The sequence below is a fragment of the Streptomyces shinuiensis genome, assembly GCF_043660855.1.
Classification (GTDB): Bacteria; Actinomycetota; Actinomycetes; order Streptomycetales; family Streptomycetaceae; genus Streptomyces.
Window position 1 is genome coordinate 4,024,394 of sequence record NZ_JBIHML010000001.1, and the last position, 17,862, is coordinate 4,042,255.

The 17,862-nt window shown below is 74.1% G+C and carries 16 protein-coding genes; 5 read left to right on the top strand and 11 right to left on the bottom strand.

Annotation, left to right across the window (positions count from 1 at the left end):
* Nucleotides 1-106 precede the first annotated feature (106 nt).
* The 4 genes from ACGRHY_RS18235 (at nucleotide 107) to ACGRHY_RS18250 (ending at nucleotide 4,542) form a co-directional block, all read left to right on the top strand.
* Nucleotides 107-1,489, top strand: a complete 1,383-nt coding sequence (locus tag ACGRHY_RS18235; RefSeq protein WP_394636384.1) for a Cys-Gln thioester bond-forming surface protein — start codon at nucleotides 107-109, stop codon at nucleotides 1,487-1,489.
* Nucleotides 1,490-1,703: 214 nt separating this feature from the next.
* Nucleotides 1,704-3,368: an energy-dependent translational throttle protein EttA gene (gene ettA / locus ACGRHY_RS18240; RefSeq protein ID WP_394636385.1), complete on the top strand. Its 1,665-nt coding sequence runs from the start codon at nucleotides 1,704-1,706 to the stop codon at nucleotides 3,366-3,368.
* Nucleotides 3,369-3,376: 8 nt separating this feature from the next.
* Nucleotides 3,377-3,817 carry an acyl-CoA thioesterase gene (locus tag ACGRHY_RS18245; protein WP_394636386.1) on the top strand — a complete coding sequence of 147 codons (441 nt, stop codon included), beginning with the start codon at nucleotides 3,377-3,379 and terminating at the stop codon, nucleotides 3,815-3,817.
* Entirely contained in the window at nucleotides 3,814-4,542 is a 729-nt protein-coding gene (locus ACGRHY_RS18250; RefSeq protein WP_394636387.1) for a DUF8010 domain-containing protein, read from the top strand. The genes ACGRHY_RS18245 and ACGRHY_RS18250 overlap by 4 nt, the downstream gene beginning before the upstream one ends.
* Nucleotides 4,543-4,625: 83 nt before the next feature.
* Here ACGRHY_RS18250 and ACGRHY_RS18255 read toward each other — a convergent pair whose 3' ends face one another.
* The 11 genes from ACGRHY_RS18255 to ACGRHY_RS18305 all read right to left on the bottom strand — a co-directional run bounded on the left by ACGRHY_RS18255 (nucleotide 4,626) and on the right by ACGRHY_RS18305 (nucleotide 17,101).
* Nucleotides 4,626-5,030: a globin gene (locus tag ACGRHY_RS18255; protein WP_394636388.1), complete on the bottom strand. Its 405-nt coding sequence runs from the start codon at nucleotides 5,028-5,030 to the stop codon at nucleotides 4,626-4,628.
* A 73-nt stretch (nucleotides 5,031-5,103) separates the two neighbouring features.
* Nucleotides 5,104-6,174 carry an ABC transporter permease gene (locus tag ACGRHY_RS18260; RefSeq protein WP_394636389.1) on the bottom strand — a complete coding sequence of 357 codons (1,071 nt, stop codon included), beginning with the start codon at nucleotides 6,172-6,174 and terminating at the stop codon, nucleotides 5,104-5,106.
* Nucleotides 6,171-6,899, bottom strand: coding sequence for an ABC transporter ATP-binding protein (locus ACGRHY_RS18265; protein WP_394636390.1), 729 nt, complete (start codon nucleotides 6,897-6,899; stop codon nucleotides 6,171-6,173). Before ACGRHY_RS18265 ends, ACGRHY_RS18260 begins: the two co-directional genes overlap by 4 nt.
* A gap of 135 nt (nucleotides 6,900-7,034) precedes the next feature.
* On the bottom strand, nucleotides 7,035-8,168 hold the full coding sequence (locus ACGRHY_RS18270; RefSeq protein WP_394636391.1) for an FHA domain-containing protein: 1,134 nt from the start codon (nucleotides 8,166-8,168) through the stop codon (nucleotides 7,035-7,037).
* 563 nt (nucleotides 8,169-8,731) lie between these two features.
* Nucleotides 8,732-10,045 carry a PP2C family protein-serine/threonine phosphatase gene (locus ACGRHY_RS18275; protein WP_394636392.1) on the bottom strand — a complete coding sequence of 438 codons (1,314 nt, stop codon included), beginning with the start codon at nucleotides 10,043-10,045 and terminating at the stop codon, nucleotides 8,732-8,734.
* Between the two features lie 114 nt (nucleotides 10,046-10,159).
* Nucleotides 10,160-10,315, bottom strand: coding sequence for an Arc family DNA-binding protein (locus tag ACGRHY_RS18280; protein WP_394636393.1), 156 nt, complete (start codon nucleotides 10,313-10,315; stop codon nucleotides 10,160-10,162).
* Nucleotides 10,316-10,508: 193 nt separating this feature from the next.
* Nucleotides 10,509-11,819: a hypothetical protein gene (locus ACGRHY_RS18285; RefSeq protein ID WP_394636394.1), complete on the bottom strand. Its 1,311-nt coding sequence runs from the start codon at nucleotides 11,817-11,819 to the stop codon at nucleotides 10,509-10,511.
* Nucleotides 11,820-12,254: 435 nt separating this feature from the next.
* Nucleotides 12,255-13,274, bottom strand: coding sequence for an N-acetylglucosamine kinase (locus tag ACGRHY_RS18290; RefSeq protein ID WP_394636395.1), 1,020 nt, complete (start codon nucleotides 13,272-13,274; stop codon nucleotides 12,255-12,257).
* On the bottom strand, nucleotides 13,265-14,542 hold the full coding sequence (locus ACGRHY_RS18295; RefSeq protein WP_394636396.1) for a family 4 glycosyl hydrolase: 1,278 nt from the start codon (nucleotides 14,540-14,542) through the stop codon (nucleotides 13,265-13,267). Before ACGRHY_RS18295 ends, ACGRHY_RS18290 begins: the two co-directional genes overlap by 10 nt.
* 78 nt (nucleotides 14,543-14,620) lie before the next feature.
* A complete protein-coding gene (locus ACGRHY_RS18300) occupies nucleotides 14,621-15,883 on the bottom strand; it encodes an ROK family transcriptional regulator (protein ID WP_394636397.1) in 1,263 nt (420 codons plus the stop codon).
* 135 nt (nucleotides 15,884-16,018) lie between these two features.
* Nucleotides 16,019-17,101, bottom strand: coding sequence for a mechanosensitive ion channel family protein (locus ACGRHY_RS18305; RefSeq protein WP_394638108.1), 1,083 nt, complete (start codon nucleotides 17,099-17,101; stop codon nucleotides 16,019-16,021).
* A gap of 215 nt (nucleotides 17,102-17,316) precedes the next feature.
* Here ACGRHY_RS18305 and ACGRHY_RS18310 point away from each other — a divergent pair, with 215 nt between their 5' ends.
* The gene (locus tag ACGRHY_RS18310) at nucleotides 17,317-17,862 is read left to right on the top strand and encodes an HNH endonuclease (RefSeq protein ID WP_394636398.1); all 546 of its coding nucleotides are present in this window, start codon (nucleotides 17,317-17,319) and stop codon (nucleotides 17,860-17,862) included.

Below are 17,862 nucleotides of genomic sequence, written 5' to 3' on the forward strand. Positions count from 1 at the left end.
CGATCGCCCTCTGAGACACGGGGGTTGACGAGGGGACGACCAGACCATGATTTCTGTACGCGGACGGGGTCCCGCCCGTTTCGCCGCCGCAGCGATAGCCACGGGCATGCTGGCGGCAGGAGTGATCGCCGGTGCGGGGACCGCCGTCGCAGACGAGAACAACCAGCAGGACGGCGTGCTCGCCACCCTGCCCAAGGCCGGCGTGACGATCGGTTCCGGCGTCGAGATCCTTGACGGACCCAACCCGGGCCAGACCGCCGCCGGTCTGTTCGAGCTGAAGGTCGAGGGCGGCGGCACCCTGAAGACCTACTGCATCGATGTCGGCCGCGGGACGGTCGCTGGCGCCAAGTACCGCGAGGCTTCCTGGGACGAGTCCACGCTCCACAACAACGAGAACGCGGGCAGGATCCTCTGGATCCTGAAGAACTCCTACCCGCAGGTGGACGACCTCACGGCGCTCGCGAGCAAGGCCGGAGCCAAGCGCCTCACCGAGAAGACCGCCGCCGCCGGCACCCAGATCGCGATCTGGCACTTCTCCGACAACGTGAAGGTCGACGCGGACAACGACAACGCCGACAAGCTCGCCGAGTACCTGATCAACTCGGCCGAGAACCTCGCCGAGCCGAAGGCCTCGCTCACGCTCGAGCCGTCCGCCGTCTCCGGCAAGGCCGGTGAGAAGCTCGGCCCGGTCACCGTGCACACCAACGCGCAGGCCGTGAACGTCGCGCCCGGCGCCGAGGCCGCGAACGCGGGTGTGACGGTCGTCGACAAGGACGGCAACGCGGTGACCACCGCCAAGGAGGGCGACCAGCTCTTCTTCGACGTGCCCAAGGGCACCGAGCCCGGCACCGCCTCGCTGACCGCGCAGGCCAACACCGAGGTCGCCGTGGGCCGCGCCTTCACCAGCGTCGACCCGAAGAACCCGAGCCAGACCCAGATCCTGGCCGGCTCCAGCAGCTCCAGCGTCACCGCCACCGCGACCGCGAACTGGGCCAACGAGGGCCCGATCCCGGCCGTGACCGCGGAGAAGAACTGTGTCGAGGGCGGCGTCGACGTCACCGCGACCAACGAGGGTGACGAGCCGTTCTCCTTCTCCCTCGCGGGCAAGGAGTACGAGATCCCGGCCGGCGGCTCCGAGACCGTGACCGTCCCGGTCCAGGAGGACCAGGAGTACAACATCACGATCACCGGCCCGAACGGTTTCGAGGAGACCTTCACCGGCACCCTCGACTGCGAGACCGAGACCACCACCGGCGGCAACGGCGGCGGCGAGGAGGAGAGCCCCGAGCCCTCCACCAAGCCCAGCCCGGCCACCGTCGGCGGTGACACCGGCGACACCGGTGACACCGACGGCAACCTCGCCGAGACCGGCAGCAGCAGCACCACCCCGATCATCGCGGGTGTCGCCCTCGCCCTGGTGGTCCTCGGCGGCGCCGCCGTCTTCTTCCTCCGGAAGAAGAAGTCCGCCACGGCAGGCCCCAACGACTGAGCCGTCGCCTCACCTCGCTCCACCGGTCCGGGCGTGATCGCCTGGTCCGCCCGGACCACCCGGCCGCGTGCCGCCGCACCCCTGCGGCGGCACGCGGCCTTTTCACGGCCCGGGGCCGTGACACAGGTCGCTCCGGTACTCGTTTTCGTCCCAGCGCGGGGGTGCGGCAAGATGGGGTGTATCTGCCCACTCCCTGATTGCCGGACGGTTTCTCTTGGCTGAGTACATCTACACCATGCGCAAGGCGCGTAAGGCGCACGGCGACAAGGTGATTCTCGACGACGTCACGCTGAGCTTCCTGCCCGGAGCGAAGATCGGTGTCGTGGGCCCCAACGGCGCCGGAAAGTCCACGGTGCTGAAGATCATGGCCGGACTGGAGCAGCCGTCCAACGGCGACGCCTTCCTCGCCCCCGGCTACAGCGTCGGCATCCTCCTCCAGGAGCCCCCGCTGGACGAGTCCAAGACGGTGCTGGAGAACGTCCAGGACGGCGTCGCGGAGATCAAGGGCAAGCTCGACCGTTTCAACGAGATCGCCGAGCAGATGGCGACCGAGTACACCGACGAGCTGATGGAGGAGATGGGCAAGCTCCAGGAGCAGCTCGACCACGCGAACGCCTGGGACCTGGACGCCCAGCTGGAGCAGGCCATGGACGCCCTGGGATGCCCGCCCGGCGACTGGCCCGTCACCAACCTCTCCGGCGGTGAGAAGCGCCGCGTCGCGCTGTGCAAGCTGCTGCTGGAGGCCCCCGACCTGCTGCTGCTGGACGAGCCCACCAACCACCTGGACGCCGAGTCCGTGCTGTGGCTGGAGCAGCACCTGGCCAAGTACGAGGGCACCGTCGTGGCCATCACCCACGACCGGTACTTCCTGGACAACGTCGCCGAGTGGATCCTGGAGCTCGACCGCGGCCGCGCCCACCCCTACGAGGGCAACTACTCCACCTACCTCGAGAAGAAGGCCGCCCGCCTCAAGGTCGAGGGGCAGAAGGACGCCAAGAGGCAGAAGCGCCTCAAGGAGGAGCTGGAGTGGGTCCGCTCCAACGCCAAGGGCCGCCAGGCGAAGTCCAAGGCGCGTCTGACCCGCTACGAGGAGATGGCCGCCGAGGCCGAGAAGACCCGCAAGCTCGACTTCGAGGAGATCCAGATCCCGCCGGGCCCGCGTCTGGGCAACGTCGTGGTCGAGGTCGAGCACCTGCACAAGGCGTTCGGCGACAAGGTCCTCATCGACGACCTGTCCTTCACCCTGCCGCGCAACGGCATCGTCGGCGTCATCGGCCCCAACGGCGCGGGCAAGACCACGCTGTTCAAGATGATCCAGGGACTGGAGGAGCCGGACTCCGGCACCATCAAGGTCGGCGACACGGTCAAGATCTCCTACGTCGACCAGGCCCGCGCCAACATCGACCCCAAGAAGACGCTGTGGGCCGTCGTCTCCGACGAGCTGGACTACATCAACGTCGGGCAGGTCGAGATGCCCTCGCGCGCCTACGTCTCCGCGTTCGGTTTCAAGGGCCCGGACCAGCAGAAGCCGGCCGGGGTCCTGTCCGGCGGTGAGCGCAACCGCCTGAACCTGGCGCTCACCCTCAAGCAGGGCGGCAACCTGCTCCTGCTCGACGAGCCGACCAACGACCTCGACGTCGAGACCCTGTCCTCGCTGGAGAACGCGCTGCTGGAGTTCCCCGGCTGCGCCGTGGTGGTCTCCCACGACCGCTGGTTCCTGGACCGCGTGGCCACCCACATCCTCGCCTACGAGGGCGAGAGCAGGTGGTTCTGGTTCGAGGGCAACTTCGAGTCCTACGAGAAGAACAAGGTCGAGCGTCTCGGCCCGGACGCGGCCCGTCCGCACCGCACCACCTACAAGAAGCTGACGCGGGGCTGAGGAGAGGCGTGCGCCACACATTCCCCTGCCCCCTGCGCTGGTCCGACATGGACTCCTTCGGGCACGTCAACAACGTCGTGTTCCTGAGGTACCTGGAGGAGGCACGGATCGACTTCATGTTCCGGCTCGCCCGCCAGGCGGCGTCGGGGGCCTTCACCGGCGGCTCGGTGGTGGCCGGGCACGAGATCTCCTATCTGCGCCCGCTGGTGCACCGGCACGAGCCGGTCGTGGTCGAGATGTGGGTGACGAAGGTCGGCGCGGCCTCGCTGACGGTCGCCTACGAGGTCAAGGACGGCCCCGGCGAGGGGGACACCGTCTACGTCCGCGCCTCGACGGTCGTGGTCCCCTACGACCTGGAGCGCGAGCGTCCGCGCCGGCTCTCCGACGAGGAGAGGGCCTTCCTCAAGGAGTACCTGGACGACAGCGCGACGGGGGCCGCCGCCGCATGAGCGGACAGCCTCCACGACTGGTGTTCGCCGACCCCGGGGAAGCGGCCGAACTGGCCGCCCTCCTGGGGCGGCTGCTGCGCTGGGAGAAGGCCGCGGCGGCACGGCTGCGGGCGGCCGGGGACGGTGTCCTGGGCGTCTTCGCGCGCCCGGCCCGCTTCGAGGTGCTGGCCGTGCGCACCGTCCGGCTGACCGAGCCGGCGGAAGTGGACGCGACGGTCTCCGCCGGGGAACTGCTGGAGGGCCTCGACGAGGCGTCCGGGTCCGTCTCCGTGCCCGCCGCCGTGACAGGCCCGCCCTGGGCCGGCCTGCTGCCGCCGCGCGGCGGCTGGCGGCCGGTGGGCGAGCTGCCGTACGAGTCGGTGCGCGCGGCGGCCGCGTCGGTGGTCGCCGAGTTCCGGCGGCGCAGCGAGGCGCTGGCGCCCGGCGAGCGCACCCGCGAGGCGCTGGACGCGCTGGCGGAGGAGATCTGGTCCCGCCCCCTGGGCGGCGGTACGGGGCTGCCGCTGCGCGCCGTGCACGCCGCCCAGGCGCTGGGCATGCTGCGCTGGCGCGGCCCGGCCCCGGCCGCCGGCCCGCAGGGGCCGCCACCCGTCGCGGGCGGGCAGGCCGCCGCGGTGGCGGTGCTTGCCGCCGGTACCTGGCTGCGGCTGCGTACCCCGTACGGCTCGGTCGCCGTGCGCGGCGCCGGACGGGGCGGTCCGGGGCTGAGCGTCACCCCGCTGTGAGGACGTCCTCGCGAAGAACGCGGGCGGAGCCCCGGCCCGGGAGAAGGGCCGGGGCTCCGGTGCGTGCGTGCGCGGCGCGGGGGTCAGTCCGGGGTGTTGACCATCGAGGCGGCCGCGTAGACCAGGTAGTCCCACAGCTGCCGCTCGTGCTCGGGGGCCAGGCCGAGGCCGTCAACGGCGTCGCGCATGTGCCGCAGCCAGGCGTCGTGGGCGGCGCGGTCGACCCTGAAGGGCACGTGCCGCATGCGCAGCCGGGGGTGCCCCCGCTGCTCGCTGTACGTGCGCGGCCCGCCCCAGTACTGCATCAGGAACAGCGTCAGCCGCTCCTCGGCCGGGCCGAGGTCCTCCTCCGGGTACATCGGCCGCAGCAGCGGGTCCCCGGCGACCCCCTCGTAGAACCGGCGCACCAGCCGCCGGAACGTCTCCTCGCCCCCGACCTGCTCGAAGAAGGTCTGCGTCTGCACGTCGCCACGCGGAATCTCCATCACGCCCCCCATGGTCGCAGATGCCCGGCCCGTGCTCCGGGGCCCGGGGTCCGGCCCCGGCGGGCGGCCGGGGGCCTCAGGCGTCGTCCCAGCGGAAGAGCCGGGCGGCCACCGCCGTCAGGACCGCCGCGAACAGCAGCAGCCCGCCCATGACGGGCAGTGCCGCGCCCCAGGACTGACCGCGGGAGAGGACGTCCTGCATCGCCTCGCTCAGATACGTCAGCGGGAAGATGCCGGAGACCGTCCGAATCCAGGCCGGCGCCATGTCCAGCGGGAAGAAGGCGCCGGAGAGGAAGGCCATCGGCAGGATGACCACCTGGGCCGCCCCGTTCGCAGCCTCCTCGGTCTTCGCCCAGGCGCCGACGACCAGCCCGATGGACATGAAGGCCAGTGTGCCGCACACCACCAGCGGCACGGCCAGCCACCAGTCGCCGCTCAGCTCCAGGCCGTAGTAGGGGACGGAGGCCACGCCGAGGAAGACCGCGGTCTGGACGAGGGCCAGCGCCACGCTCACCCCGACGCGGGCCGCGATGACCGTGCCCGCGCTCACCGGGGCCAGCCACAGCCGTCGCAGGATGCGCTTCCTGCGCCAGTTGACCAGGGTGAACGCCGATCCGAAGACCGCACCCATCGCCACCGCCCAGCCGAGCAGGCCCGGGGTGAGGAACTGGATCGCCTGCAGCGACTCGTCCTCCACCTGCCGGGCGGTCAGCTCGTAGGCGGGCGGCTGCCCGGTCGCGGCGATGTTGGCCTGCTGGACGACCGAGTCGACCAGTGCCCGCGCGTTGCCCGCCCGGACCCGGTCGGCGGCCGAGTAGCGCAGCCGCACCTCGTCGCCCTCCTGCCAGACGGCGGCGTCCGCATCGCCCGCGCGGACCTCCTCCAGGGCCTTGCCCCGGTCGTCGGACCGCCTGATCTCCAGAACCTCCTCCAGCCCCTCGCGCGCGTCGCGCGGCAGGGAGTCGAAGACCTCGACCCGGCCGATCTGGACGATCTCCGCCCGTGCCGTCGCGTCGTTCTTGAACAGCGCGCCGAACAGCACCAGGAACATCAGCGGGAAGACCAGCATGAAGAAGGCGGCCGTACGGTCTCTCAGCAGGCCCAGGGCCATCGCCTTGGAGAGGCTGGTGAACGTCGCGGCGCTCACTGGCGGTACTCCCGTCCGGTCAGCTGGAGGAAGACGTCCTCCAGGGAGTCCACGCCCAGCTCCGCCACCAGCTCGGCCGGGGCGCCCACACGCAGTACGCGGCCGTTGTCCATCACCGCGACCCGGTCGCACAGTGTCTCGGCCTCGTCCATGTAGTGCGTGGTGAGCACCACGGTGCGGCCCTCCTCGTTGATGGCCCGCAGCAGGTCCCACAGGTTGCGGCGGGCCTGCGGGTCGAGACCGGTGGTCGGCTCGTCCAGGAACACCAGTTCCGGGTCGTGGACCAGAGCGCAGGCTATGGACAGCCGCTGGGCCTGGCCCCCGGAGAGCCTGTTCTCGCGGGTGCCCGCCTTCTCGGTCAGGCCGACGGTCTCCAGCATCGCGTCGGCGCGCTCGGCGCAGACGCCGTAGAGGGAGGCGAAGGTGCGGATCTGCTCGCGGGCGGTCAGCTTCTCGAAGAACGCCGATGCCTGGAACTGGACGCCCACGCGGCGCAGCAGCGCCGGGCTGCGGGGGAAGGGGGACTCGCCGAGCAGCCGGACCGTCCCCTCGTCCGGCTTGCGCAGGCCCTCGGTTATCTCCAGGGCGGTCGTCTTGCCCGCGCCGTTCGGTCCGAGGATGCCGTAGAACTCGCCGCGTTCGACGGTGAGGGACACCCCGTCGACGGCCTGCACGTCCCCGTACCGCTTGCGCAGCCCCTCGACTGTGATCGCGGCGTCTTTCATGGGGCGGAGGCTACTGCCGGAACATCACCTTCCGGCAGTGGCCGGGATCCGGGGCGGTCTCGTCCGGTGGACCGGGGACGGACCCGGGGCTCCGGCGGTGGAGCCCCGGAGCAGGCCGGGGTGACGGTCCGGGCGTCAGCCCCGGTGCAGGGTGATCGTGGTCCACGCCCCGACGTGCACCCGGTCGCCCTCCTGGAGCGGGACGGGGACGAACGGCTGGATCGGGTCCTCGGCGCCGTTGATGGTGGTGCCGTTGGTGGAGTCCTGGTCGACCACGGACCAGCCGCCGTCGGGCTGCTGCACAAGCACCGCGTGCTGGTGCGAGACCCCCGGGTCCTCCGGCGAGCGGCCCAGGTCGATGTCGGGCGACTCGCCGGTGGAGTGGCGGCGGCGGCCGATGGTGACCTGGGGACCGCTGAGCCGGACGTGCTGCTCGGCGGTGTAGGCGGGCATGTTGAGTCCGGCCGCCTCGGGGCCGCTGCGCCGCATCATCGCGGTGAAGTACTCGTGGTCGGGCCCGACCGTCACCGCCCAGTTCGCGGGCCGCTGCTGGGGCGGCGGCCCCTGCTGGTGGTGCGGCTGCTGGTGGGGCTGGTGATGGGACTGCTGCTGCGGAGGCTGGTGGGGGTAGCCGTAGCCGGGCTGCTGCCCGTAGTCGGACCGGCCGTAGTCGGACTGCCCGTGCTGACCGGGCTGCTGTCCGCCGTGCGAGGGCGGTGGGAGCGTCCAGTCGTCACCGCCGCCTCCCTGCGGCTGCCGGGGCGGCTGCGGAGGCTGGGGAGCCTGAGGCTGGTGGGGGTAGCCGTAGCCGGGCTGCTGCCCGTAGTCGGACCGGCCGTAGTCGGACTGCCCGTGCTGGGGCTGCCCGTGGTGCTGGTGGTGCTGAGGCTGCTGGGGCGGGGCGGGCGGGCCCTGCGCCTGGAAGCCGGGCGGCAGGTTCAGCCCGCTCATACCGCTGCCGGGCATCTGCTGCGGCGGGGCGGGCGGAGGCGGCGGACCGTAGGAGGCGGGGGAGTGCGTGAGAAAGCTGTACCGGCACTCCTCGCAGGCCGGGGACTGCCCCTCGCGGGGAGTGCGGCACTGCGGGCACAGCTCGCCCTGCACCGCGGAGTCGTCCCCGGGGCCGGGGTAGCCGTAGCCGCCCCGGCCGGGCATCGGGGGCGGCGGAACGGCACCGGCGGGCACCCCCGGAGCGGCGGCCATGTGGTGGCCGCACACCTCGCACCAGTCGTCGGCCGCCGACTGATGGCCGTTCGGGCAAGTCGGCATGTCGGTCCTTCCCCCTCCGTGCGGCTCCGTGTCGCGTCGCTCGGTCGTTCGCTCCTTCGCGCGTCCCGGCTTTCGGGCCGCGCGTCCGGTGGTCCCGTCGGCCTCGAAGGACCACCGCCGTCAGCGGAACAGTACCGGGCGCGGGACCGGTCACGCCCACTGCCTTCTCCACCGCTTCCGGGGCGCGACCGCCCGCCGGCACACCCGTCCGCCGCCCGGAGCCGCCGGGGCAGACGGGTGCCGGGAGGGTGGGGGCGGGGGGCTCCGCCCGCGCCCCCACCGCCGCCCCCGGGCCCGTCCCCGTCCGGCCGGAAGTCCTGTGACCTGCGGGTGGACCACCAAACGGCGGGAGCGGAACCGGCCGGGCACGGCCGGCACACCGCTTCCCGCGCCGCTGCCGCCGGACGCCGCGGAACGCCGCGCCGGCCGGAGCGGAGGGGCGGCCGGTGATCTGCGCCACCTCCGGTCGGCCCGCCCGGCGGCACCCGTTCCGGTTGCCGCCCGCCGTGAGGCGCGGTACGCCCGATCCGGTTAAGGCGCTCCGGCGCCGGGCGGGCGGTGCGTCAGCCGGTCACGGCCCGGCCGGAGCCGGGCGGCGCGGGGAACGGGAGCACCGCCACCGTCACGTTGTCGTGGCCGCCGCCGTCCAGCGCGTGCCCCACCAGGTGCCGGGCGGACCGCATCGGGTGGGTACGGGCGTCGGCCGGGACGGCCGCGGCCATCTCCTCGGCGGACTCGGCGTAGTTCCACAGCCCGTCCGTGCACACCACCACCACGCCGGGCCGGTCCGGGGTGAACGAGGCGGTGTGCGGGTCGATCTCGTAGGCGTCCGCGCCCAGCCATCCGGTGATGGCGTGCGCCCGGGCGTCCGCGTACGCCTCGGCCTCCTCCATCAGGCCCGCCGCCACCATCTGGGCGGCCCAGGAATCGTCCTCGGTGAGCCGGGCGGGCGCGGTGGAGCGGTCCTCGGGGATCCAGTAGACGCGGCTGTCGCCGATCCAGCCGACGGTGAGGAGGTCCGCGGCGACCACCGCTCCGACGATGGTGCAGGCCGGGACGTTCTCCACCGGGTCGCGTGGTTCCGGTGCCAGGGCGTTGACGGCCTCGGATGCGGCCACCAGGGCGTCGTGCATCGCCTGCCGGGGATCGGCGCCGCGCGGCAGGGAGCGCCGCATCGACGCGCACGCGGACTCGGCGGCGGCGGCCGAGGCCTCGTCCGGGCGGGTCGCCGACGACACCCCGTCGCAGACGACGGCGATCACGGCCGGGGAGCCGTCCGGCAGGGGGACGGCCGAGACGGCGAAGGAGTCCTCGTTGCGGTGGTGGCGCAGCCCCCGGTCGCTGACCGCCGCGGCCCCTTCCGACTCCTCCTCCGTGTGGTCGCGTTCGCGGGGCTGGGCGTGCCCGCAGTGCTCGCAGCGGCTCTCGGCGTCGACGGCGCCCGTGCCGCAGGCGACACACCGTTCTTCCGCGCCACCGGCCGGAGCGCCGCCGTGGGCGCCGGCCGGGAGCCGGTTCTCACGTGGGTCCGGCGCCGGCGGACCGGCCCGCCCTGCTTCTTCGGCCTGCGCGTCGGGGGCCGTGGGAGGAACGGCGGGCGCGGGCGGCACCCCGGGAGGCGGCGGCACCTGCGGGACGGGGGGCGGCAGGACGTGGTCCGGCCCGTCCTGTGCGGCGTCCGGTACGGCGGGCGGGGCCGCGGGAGGCGCCGGTGGGGCGGGAGGCACGGGCGGTGCCGCCGGGAGCGGCGGGATCAGGGGCCGCGAGCCGCCTGTCCCGGCCGCCGGACCGGCTCCGCACGCGCCGCGGTGTAGATCACCGTCCTCCAGCGGCTCCTGGCACCGGGGGCAGACGGAAGGGCGGTCGGGCTGCGGCATGGTCACCGGGTTCCTTCGATGATGTCCCGGCCTCCGGGCCGGGGTGGGGATGCCTCCCGTTCTCGGGAGGGAGTCGGACTCCTGCGGTGCAGGACGGGTGGGGGCGAACCGCCCTCAGCGTGATTCGCCGTCGGCCTCGGTGGCGCGCTCGACCTCCAGGCGGTAGACGATCTCGGAGTTGAGGGACCTGCGGGCGGACCTGGCCTGGCCGACCAGCCACTCGTGGAGGTCGGCGGGAAGGCGGAGTGTGATGCGTGTCGTCTCGTCCATGACTTCAGCGTAGGGTCTCTTTGGTGCTCTGATGGTGATTTGAAGGCGTCCCAGTGACACCATGGAAGCCGGAGAGCGCCGGGCACGCCCCCGTACGGTTGCCCCGGTGGTCAAGCGTTCCCGGAGCAGCGCGTCCAAACCCGGCCTCCGCGGCGGGGGAGGGCGGTGTACGGCGGGCCGGAGGCCCTCCGGATCACCGGAACCCCTCTTCCCCGCCAGCCGGTTCGCCACCCGCCGGCCCGCAGGGCGGCGCCGGCGCCTCCAGCGCCGCCTCCCGGTAGCGCAGCACCGCCTGCTCGGCCGCCCGCAGATCGCACGGCGCGCTCCACAGCAGCCGCCGGGCGGCGTCGTACCGCTTCGCCGGCAGCGGATCGTCCGCCATACCGCGCCGCGCCACCCGCGCGCGGTACGCGTCCAGCCGGCCGCGCAGCTCGGCCCGCACCGCCAGCGGCGCGGTCACGGCGGTCAGCGAGGCGCGGGCCCGCTCCAACTCCTCGTCCGCGCGCTCCTCCAGGCTCTCCAGCAACGGTGACAGCCGGTGCCAGCGGGCGTGCCGCCGGTGCTCGGCGGCCAGCGCGAGCTGCTCGTACAGGGCGGTCGGCGGCCCGCTCACCGCGGGCACTTCGACGGCCGCGATCTTCGCCAGCACCTCGCCGCGCGCAGTCCTGGCCTCGGCCAGGGTGCGGTCGGCACGCGACAGCACGTCACGCAGCCGCATCAGCCGCTGCTCGGCGTCCTGCCGTACCTGGAGCACGGCGTCGATCTCGCGTCGGACGTCCTCCAGCGCACGGGCCGCGCGGTCGTACCGGACGGTGTCGGGGCGCCCGCCGCCGGGGGCCGAACTCCCGCCCGCCGACACCCAGAAGGCCAGCGGGTCGGTGAGGACCTCGGCCCGCAGCGCGGTCAGCTCCGCGGTGACCTGCTCCAGCTCGTCGCCCGCCGGATGCTCCCCGGGGCGTACGCCCACGGAGTGCGCCAGGGAGCGGATGCGCTGGAGCTCGGCGGAGAGCATGTCTATCCGGGCGGGCAGCGCGGACCACACGGAGTCGGCGGCGACGACCGTGTCGAGGGCCCGGGCGTACCAGCCGTTCATCCGGGACACCAGCTCGGCCAGGGTGATCCGCTCGACGGCCCCGGCCCCGGGGCTGTCGGCGGCGGGGACGGTGACCGCCGGGCCGCGCAGCCGCGCGGTCAGCTCGGCGAGGTCCTCCGGCGCAGGCCAGCGGCTTCTGCCGCGCAGTTCACGCGCGGAGTCCAGCGCCGCGGTGAAGGCGTCGAAGCAGGTCCACAGCAGTGAGACGGCCTCCTCGGTCCGCGCCCACCGCTCCCTGGTGACCCCGGTCGGTTCGGCGCCCTCCAGCAGCCTGCGCCCCGCGTGGTCCTGGAGTGCGTACAGAGAGGTCTCCACCGCCTCGTGCTCCGCGCACAACCGCGCCAGGGCACGGTCCGCCTCCTCCCGGTCCATCACCGGTCCGCCCGGTTCGGCAGCCCCGTCGTCCCCCATCGGTCACCTCGCCGCTCGTGTCGTCTTCGCGTCCTGATCGCGTCCGTGCTCGCAGCCGGCGTCCGCCCGTTCCCGGTGGGCCGGGGCCGGGAACGCCGGATCCGCTGCTCCCATCTTGTCGGCCGGACACCGCTCGTGTACGGCCATCCGCGGACTGCCCAGCCCACTCCGGCGATACTCCTCCGGCGCCTTGTTGACGCGGATCACCGGATCTGCGTCCCCGCTCCCGTCCCCTCCCCCGCCGTGCCGCCCCTCCCCCGCCGCGGCGGGGGAGGGGCGGCACGGCGGGGGTGCCGATGCCCGGGACCCCTTCGGCCGCCGGTCAACCGGGCCCGCGCCCCGCGCGACGGGAGGCCGAGGAACCCGGTCAGCCGAACGGCGGCCGAGGGCCGTGACGGCACCGTTCCGGCGGGATCCTGCTCGGACGGCGATGCCTCAGGCGCGCTCCGTGCGGTCGGCGTAGTGGGCGCGCAGCCGGGCGCAGGGGGCGGGCCCGGCCTCCAGCCGGTCCAGGGCCAGCAGTCCGGCGCCGAGGACAGGGGGAGCGGTGACCACACGGACAGCGGCCAGCGGGGCGCGTTCGGCCAGCAGGGCGAGCAGGCGGTCGTGCAGCAGCGGATGGCGGGCGGCCGCGACGCCGCCGCCCAGCACCACCGGCGCCGGGGCCCCCAGCAGGTCCAGCCGCTCCAGCGCCACCGAGGCCATCACCGCGATCTCCTCGGCCTGCCGGTGCAGCAGGGAGCGGGCCGCGGCGTCGCCCCCGGCGGCCACCTCGAAGAGGACGGGTACCAGCTCGTGCCTGCGCCCGTCCGGCAGACCGCCCAGGTGGAACGCCTCGATCAGCGCGTACATGCCGGGCAGCCCGAAGTGCGCGGGCAGCGCCCGGGCCAGCTCGGTGTCCTCGCCCCGGCCGTCCTCGGCGCGGGCCGCGTGCCACAGGGCCTCCTCCGCCAGTCCTCCGCCGCCGCCCCAGTCCCCGGACAGGCGGCCGACGGCGGGGAAGCGGTGGACACGGCCGTCGGCGGCGGTGCCGGCGCAGTTGATCCCCGCACCGCACACGACGGCGACCCCGTGCCGGGGGGAGCCGTCGTCGGGCAGGCCCGCCCGCAGGATCGCGAACGTGTCGTTGGCCACGCGGATGGTGCGGCCCCAGCCGAGGGCGCCGATCCGCTCCGCCAACTCCCGCTCCTCGTGCGGCAGGTCCGCGTTGGCCAGACAGGCCGACACATGCTCGGCCGGGAGAGCGCCCGGCCGCGCCTCCAGCCCGGCGTCCCGCGCCGCCCGGGCCACCGTCCGGGCCAGTGACTCGACGGCTCTCCCCGCCCCGACCGCCGGCGGCCGGAAGCCGCCGCCGCGCGCCGAGCCCAGCACCGTCCCGTCCGCCGAGACCAGCGCCACATCGGTCTTGGTGTTGCCCGCGTCGACGGCCAGCGCGGCGGCGGGGGTCAGGCCCATGCCAGGTACTCCCGGTTGTGCGCGAGCAGACGGTCCGTCAGCTTCTCGGCGAGTGCGTACCGGCCGACCAGGGGGTGGGCCAGCAGCGCGGCGAACACCCGGTCCCGGCCGCCGCGCAGGGCGGCGTCCAGCGCCAGGTGCTCGTACGCCGTCACGGCCGAGATCAGGCCGGTGCAGATCGGGTCCAGCGGCGGTACGGGCAGCGGCTTCGCGCCCGCCGGGGAGACCGCGGCCGGGACCTCGACCACCGCGTCGTCGGGGAGGAAGGGCAGGGTGCCGTCGTTGCGGACGTTCACCACCTGCGCGCCTTCGCCCGCCCCGCCCGTACCGCCGCCCAGCAGGGCCGCGGCCAGGGCGACGGCGGCCTCGGAATAGTAGGCGCCGCCGCGCCTGGCCAGCAGCTCCGGCTTGGTGTCCAGCGCCGGATCGGCGTACATCTCCAGCAGCCCGCGCTCCATCGCGGCGACCTCCGCGGCCCGCGGGGGCCGGTCGCGCATCTCGGCCACGACCTCGTCGTGCGCGTAGAAGTAGCGCAGGTAGTAGGAGGGCACGGCGCCCAGCCGGTGCAGGAGGGGCTCGGGCAGCCGCAGGTCGGCGGCGATCGCCGCACCGTGCCGGGCCAGCAGCCCGGGCAGTGCGTCCCGCCCCTCCGGTCCGCCCGGACGCACCCCGAGCTCCCAGGTGAGGTGGTTGAGCCCGACGTGGTCGAGGTGGAGCTCCCCGGGCTCCACCTCCAGCAGCGCGGCGAACTTCCGCTGGAGCCCGATCGCCACGTTGCACAGACCCACCGCCCGGTGGCCCTCGTTCAGCAGCGCGCGGGTGACGATGCCGACCGGGTTGGTGAAGTCGATGATCCACGCACCGGGATTGGCGCGGCGCACCCGCTCGGCGATGTCCAGGACGACGGGGACGGTGCGCAGCGCCTTGGCCAGCCCGCCCGCGCCCGTGGTCTCCTGCCCGACGCAGCCGCACTCCAGCGGCCATGTCTCGTCCCGCTCGCGGGCCGCCTGGCCGCCCACGCGGAGCTGGAGCAGCACGGCGTCGGCGTCCGCGACGGCCGCGTCCAGGTCGCCGGTGGTGGTGACGGCGGCCGGGTGGCCGGCGCGGGCGAGCATGCGGCGGGCGAGCCCGCCCACCAGCTCCAGCCGGTCCTCGGCGGGGTCGGCCAGGACCAGCTCGGTGACCGGGAGGGCGTTTCGCAACCGGGCGAAACCGTCGACGAGTTCGGGGGTGTAGGTGGACCCGCCGCCCACCACTGCGAGTTTCACGGGACTGCCTCCTCGGGCCTCGGGTGCGGGACGTCGGGGTGCGGGGTGTCGGAGTTCGGGGGTCGGGGACCGGGAGTGTCAACGGGAGGTGTCGAACACCTCGTCGCGGGTGGCGGCCAGGGCGCTCTCCAGCGCGCCGCTGAGCACGGGGTGTGCGGTGACGGCACCGAGGACCAGCCGCGGCCGGGGGGCCGCCAGTTCGTCCAGCTCCCGCCGCACAAGCGTGCGCAGCACCTCGCCGCCCGCGGCGAGTACGCCGCCGGACAGCACGACCAGCTCCGGGTCCAGGACGGCGACCAGAGCGGCCAGCCCGGTCGCGAGCCCGGTGGCGGCGCGGCGCAGCAGCTCGTCGTACGGGCCGCCGCCGTCCTGTCCGGCCTCCGGGCCGGCCCGTTCCACCGCGCGGGCGAGCAGCTTCGCCGCCGCCTCGCCGTCCTGGCCGGAAGGGGGCTCGATACCCAGCTCGTCCGCCGTCCGCAGCAGCGCCCGCGCGCCCGCCAGTTCCTGGAACCCGCCCCTGTTGGCGCGGGCCACCCGCCGGACCAGCGGGGCGCCGGGGACGGGCAGGAACCCGACCTCGCCCGCGCCGCCGGTCCAGCCGCGGTGCAGCCGCCCGCCCAGCACCAGCGCGGCGCCGAGGCCCTGCTCGCTCCAGAGCAGGACGAAGTCGTCATGGCCCCGGGCGGCGCCCAGGCGGTGCTCGGCGACGGCGGCGAGGTTGACGTCGTTGTCGTACTCCAGCGGTACCGGCAGCGCGGCGGCCAGCTCGTCCAGCAGGCCGGGGGAGTGCCAGCCGGGCAGGTGGGAGGCGTAGCGCAGCCGTCCGGTGCGCGGGTCGAAGGCCCCGGGGGTGCCGACGACGACGCGGTGCAGCGCGGACCGGGTGAGTCCGGCGGCCCCGGCGGCCCCGTCCACGGCGGCCACGACCCGCCGTACGACCGGCCCGGCGGACTGCCGTCCCGGAACCCCGGACGCCTCGGGAGCCCCGGAGCGCCCCGGCGCCGGCACCTCGAAGGAGCCGACGGTACGGCCGGTGATGTCGGCGACCGCGGCGCGGATCCGGGTTGCTGTGACGTCGAGCCCGGCCACGTGCGCCGCGGCCGGGTCGAGCGAGTAGAGCTGGGCGTCCGGCCCCGGGCGGCCCCGGCTGGCGCCGGTGACCCGGACCAGGCCCGCGGCCTCCAGACGGGCCAGTAGCTGGGAGGCGGTCGGCTTCGACAGCCCGGTCAGCCCGCCGATGCGGCCGCGCGAGAGCGAGCCGTGCGCGAGCAGCAGTTCCAGGGCGGCGCGGTCGTTCATCGCGCGCAGCACCCGGGGCGTCCCCGGAGCGGTCCCGGTCATGGGCCTCTCTCCCGCCCAGAACTGTAAGGAAGGTTTCCTGTCGTTTCACCGGGACACTAGGGCCCGCCTCCGGCCGGCGTCAACGGACGTGCCGGAGGCGGGCCTCCGCAGCGCTTCCCGGGTGTCTCCCGCGTCCTACCGCCGCGGCCCGCCGGAGCCCTGCCCGAGGTTCTTCGGCTCCTTCACCAGGGCCCTGGCCGGATCCCTCGCCAGGGCGTCCTTCACCGGGTCCACCGCCTCCTTCGCCGGCCCCTTCTCCATCCGGACCCGGCCGGAGCCCGGCGCGTGCGCCGGAGCCCCCAGCTCCTCGTCCAGCTTCCGCAGGGCCGCCAGCGACTCCTCGTCCACCATCCGGATGCCCCGCGCGTCCAGTGCCCGCTTGACCCGCCAGCGCAGCTCGCGCTCCACCGGCAGCGCCTTGCCCGGCATCGTCTTGGCGGAGACGCGGATGACCATGGTGTCCAGCGTCACCGAGTTCAGGCCCAGCACCTCCACCGGCGCCCACAGGACCTCGTCCCACGGCGCGGACGTCGACATCTCCTCGCCGGCCGCGGCGATCGCCGAGCGGACCTCCTCCAGGTCCTCCCCGGAGCGGACCTCCACGTCCAGGGCGGCCGTCGCCCAGCCCTGGCTGAGGTTGCCGACCCGCTTGATCTCACCGTTGCGCACGTACCAGATCTCACCGTCGTCACCGCGCAGCTTGGTCACCCGCAGCCCGATCTCCAGGACGGTGCCGGTGGCCTCACCCGCGTCGATGCGGTCGCCGACCCCGTACTGGTCCTCCAGCAGCACGAACATCCCGGTCAGCACGTCCGTGACCAGGTTGCGGGCGCCGAAGCCGATCGCCACGCCCGCCACACCGGCGCTGGCCAGCAGCGGGGCCAGGTCGATGCCGAGGGTGGACAGCACGATCAGCAGCGCCGTCCCCATGATCACGAAGGTGGTGACGCTGCGCAGCACCGAGCCGATGGCCTCCGTGCGCTGGCGCCGCCGCTCGGCGTTGACCAGCAGACCGCGCAGCGCGTTGCCGCTGGCCTCGGCCTCGGCGTTGCGGTTCATCCGGGCGATCAGCCGTGTGATGGCCCGTCTGACCACCGAGCGAAGTACGACGGCGATCGCCAGGATCAGGGCGATGCGCAGACCGATGGCGAGCCAGTTCCCCCAGTTCTCCTCTATCCAGCCGGCGGTGTCGGTGGCGGTCCTGTGCGCCTCGTCCATGGAATCCACCCACAACACACTAACGGGGGACACCCCGTCGAACAGGCCGCGTCACCCGGGGTAGCGGCGGCACCAGGAGGGGGAGGAACAGCGTGTGGTCGAAAACACGCTCAGCGCGTTACGCGATCGTGGTGGCGCCGCCACCGGGGCACGGGACACACTGGGGGAGATCGTCCCGGCGCGAGCCACGCGCCGCCGACGTACAAGGAGGCACCGTGCCGCATGTCCTGGTCCTCAACGCGTCGTACGAGCCGCTCGGCGTCGTACCGCTCCGCCGCGCGCTCATACTCGTCCTCAACGGCAAGGCGATCAGCCTGGAGGACTCCGGCGCCCTCATGCACAGTGCGACCCAGGCCATACCCGCCCCCAGCGTCGTCCGTCTCAAACGCTTCGTGCGCGTGCCCTTCCGGGGCACGGTGCCGCTCACCCGCCGCGCCCTGTTCGCCCGTGACGGCGGCAGGTGCGCGTACTGCGGTGGCGTCGCGACCAGCGTCGACCACGTCGTACCGCGCAGCCGCGGCGGGCAGCACTCCTGGGAGAACGTCGTGGCGGCCTGCCGCCGCTGCAACCACGTCAAGGCCGACCGCCACGTCTCGGAACTGGGCTGGCGGCTGCGCCACCAACCCGCCCCGCCCAGCGGCCTGGCCTGGCGGATCATCGGAACGGGGCACCGGGACCCGCGCTGGCTGCCGTATCTGCGGCCCTACGGCGCGGACGACGCGCTCGCCCGGATCGAAGGCAGAAAGACGACACCCGCCTGA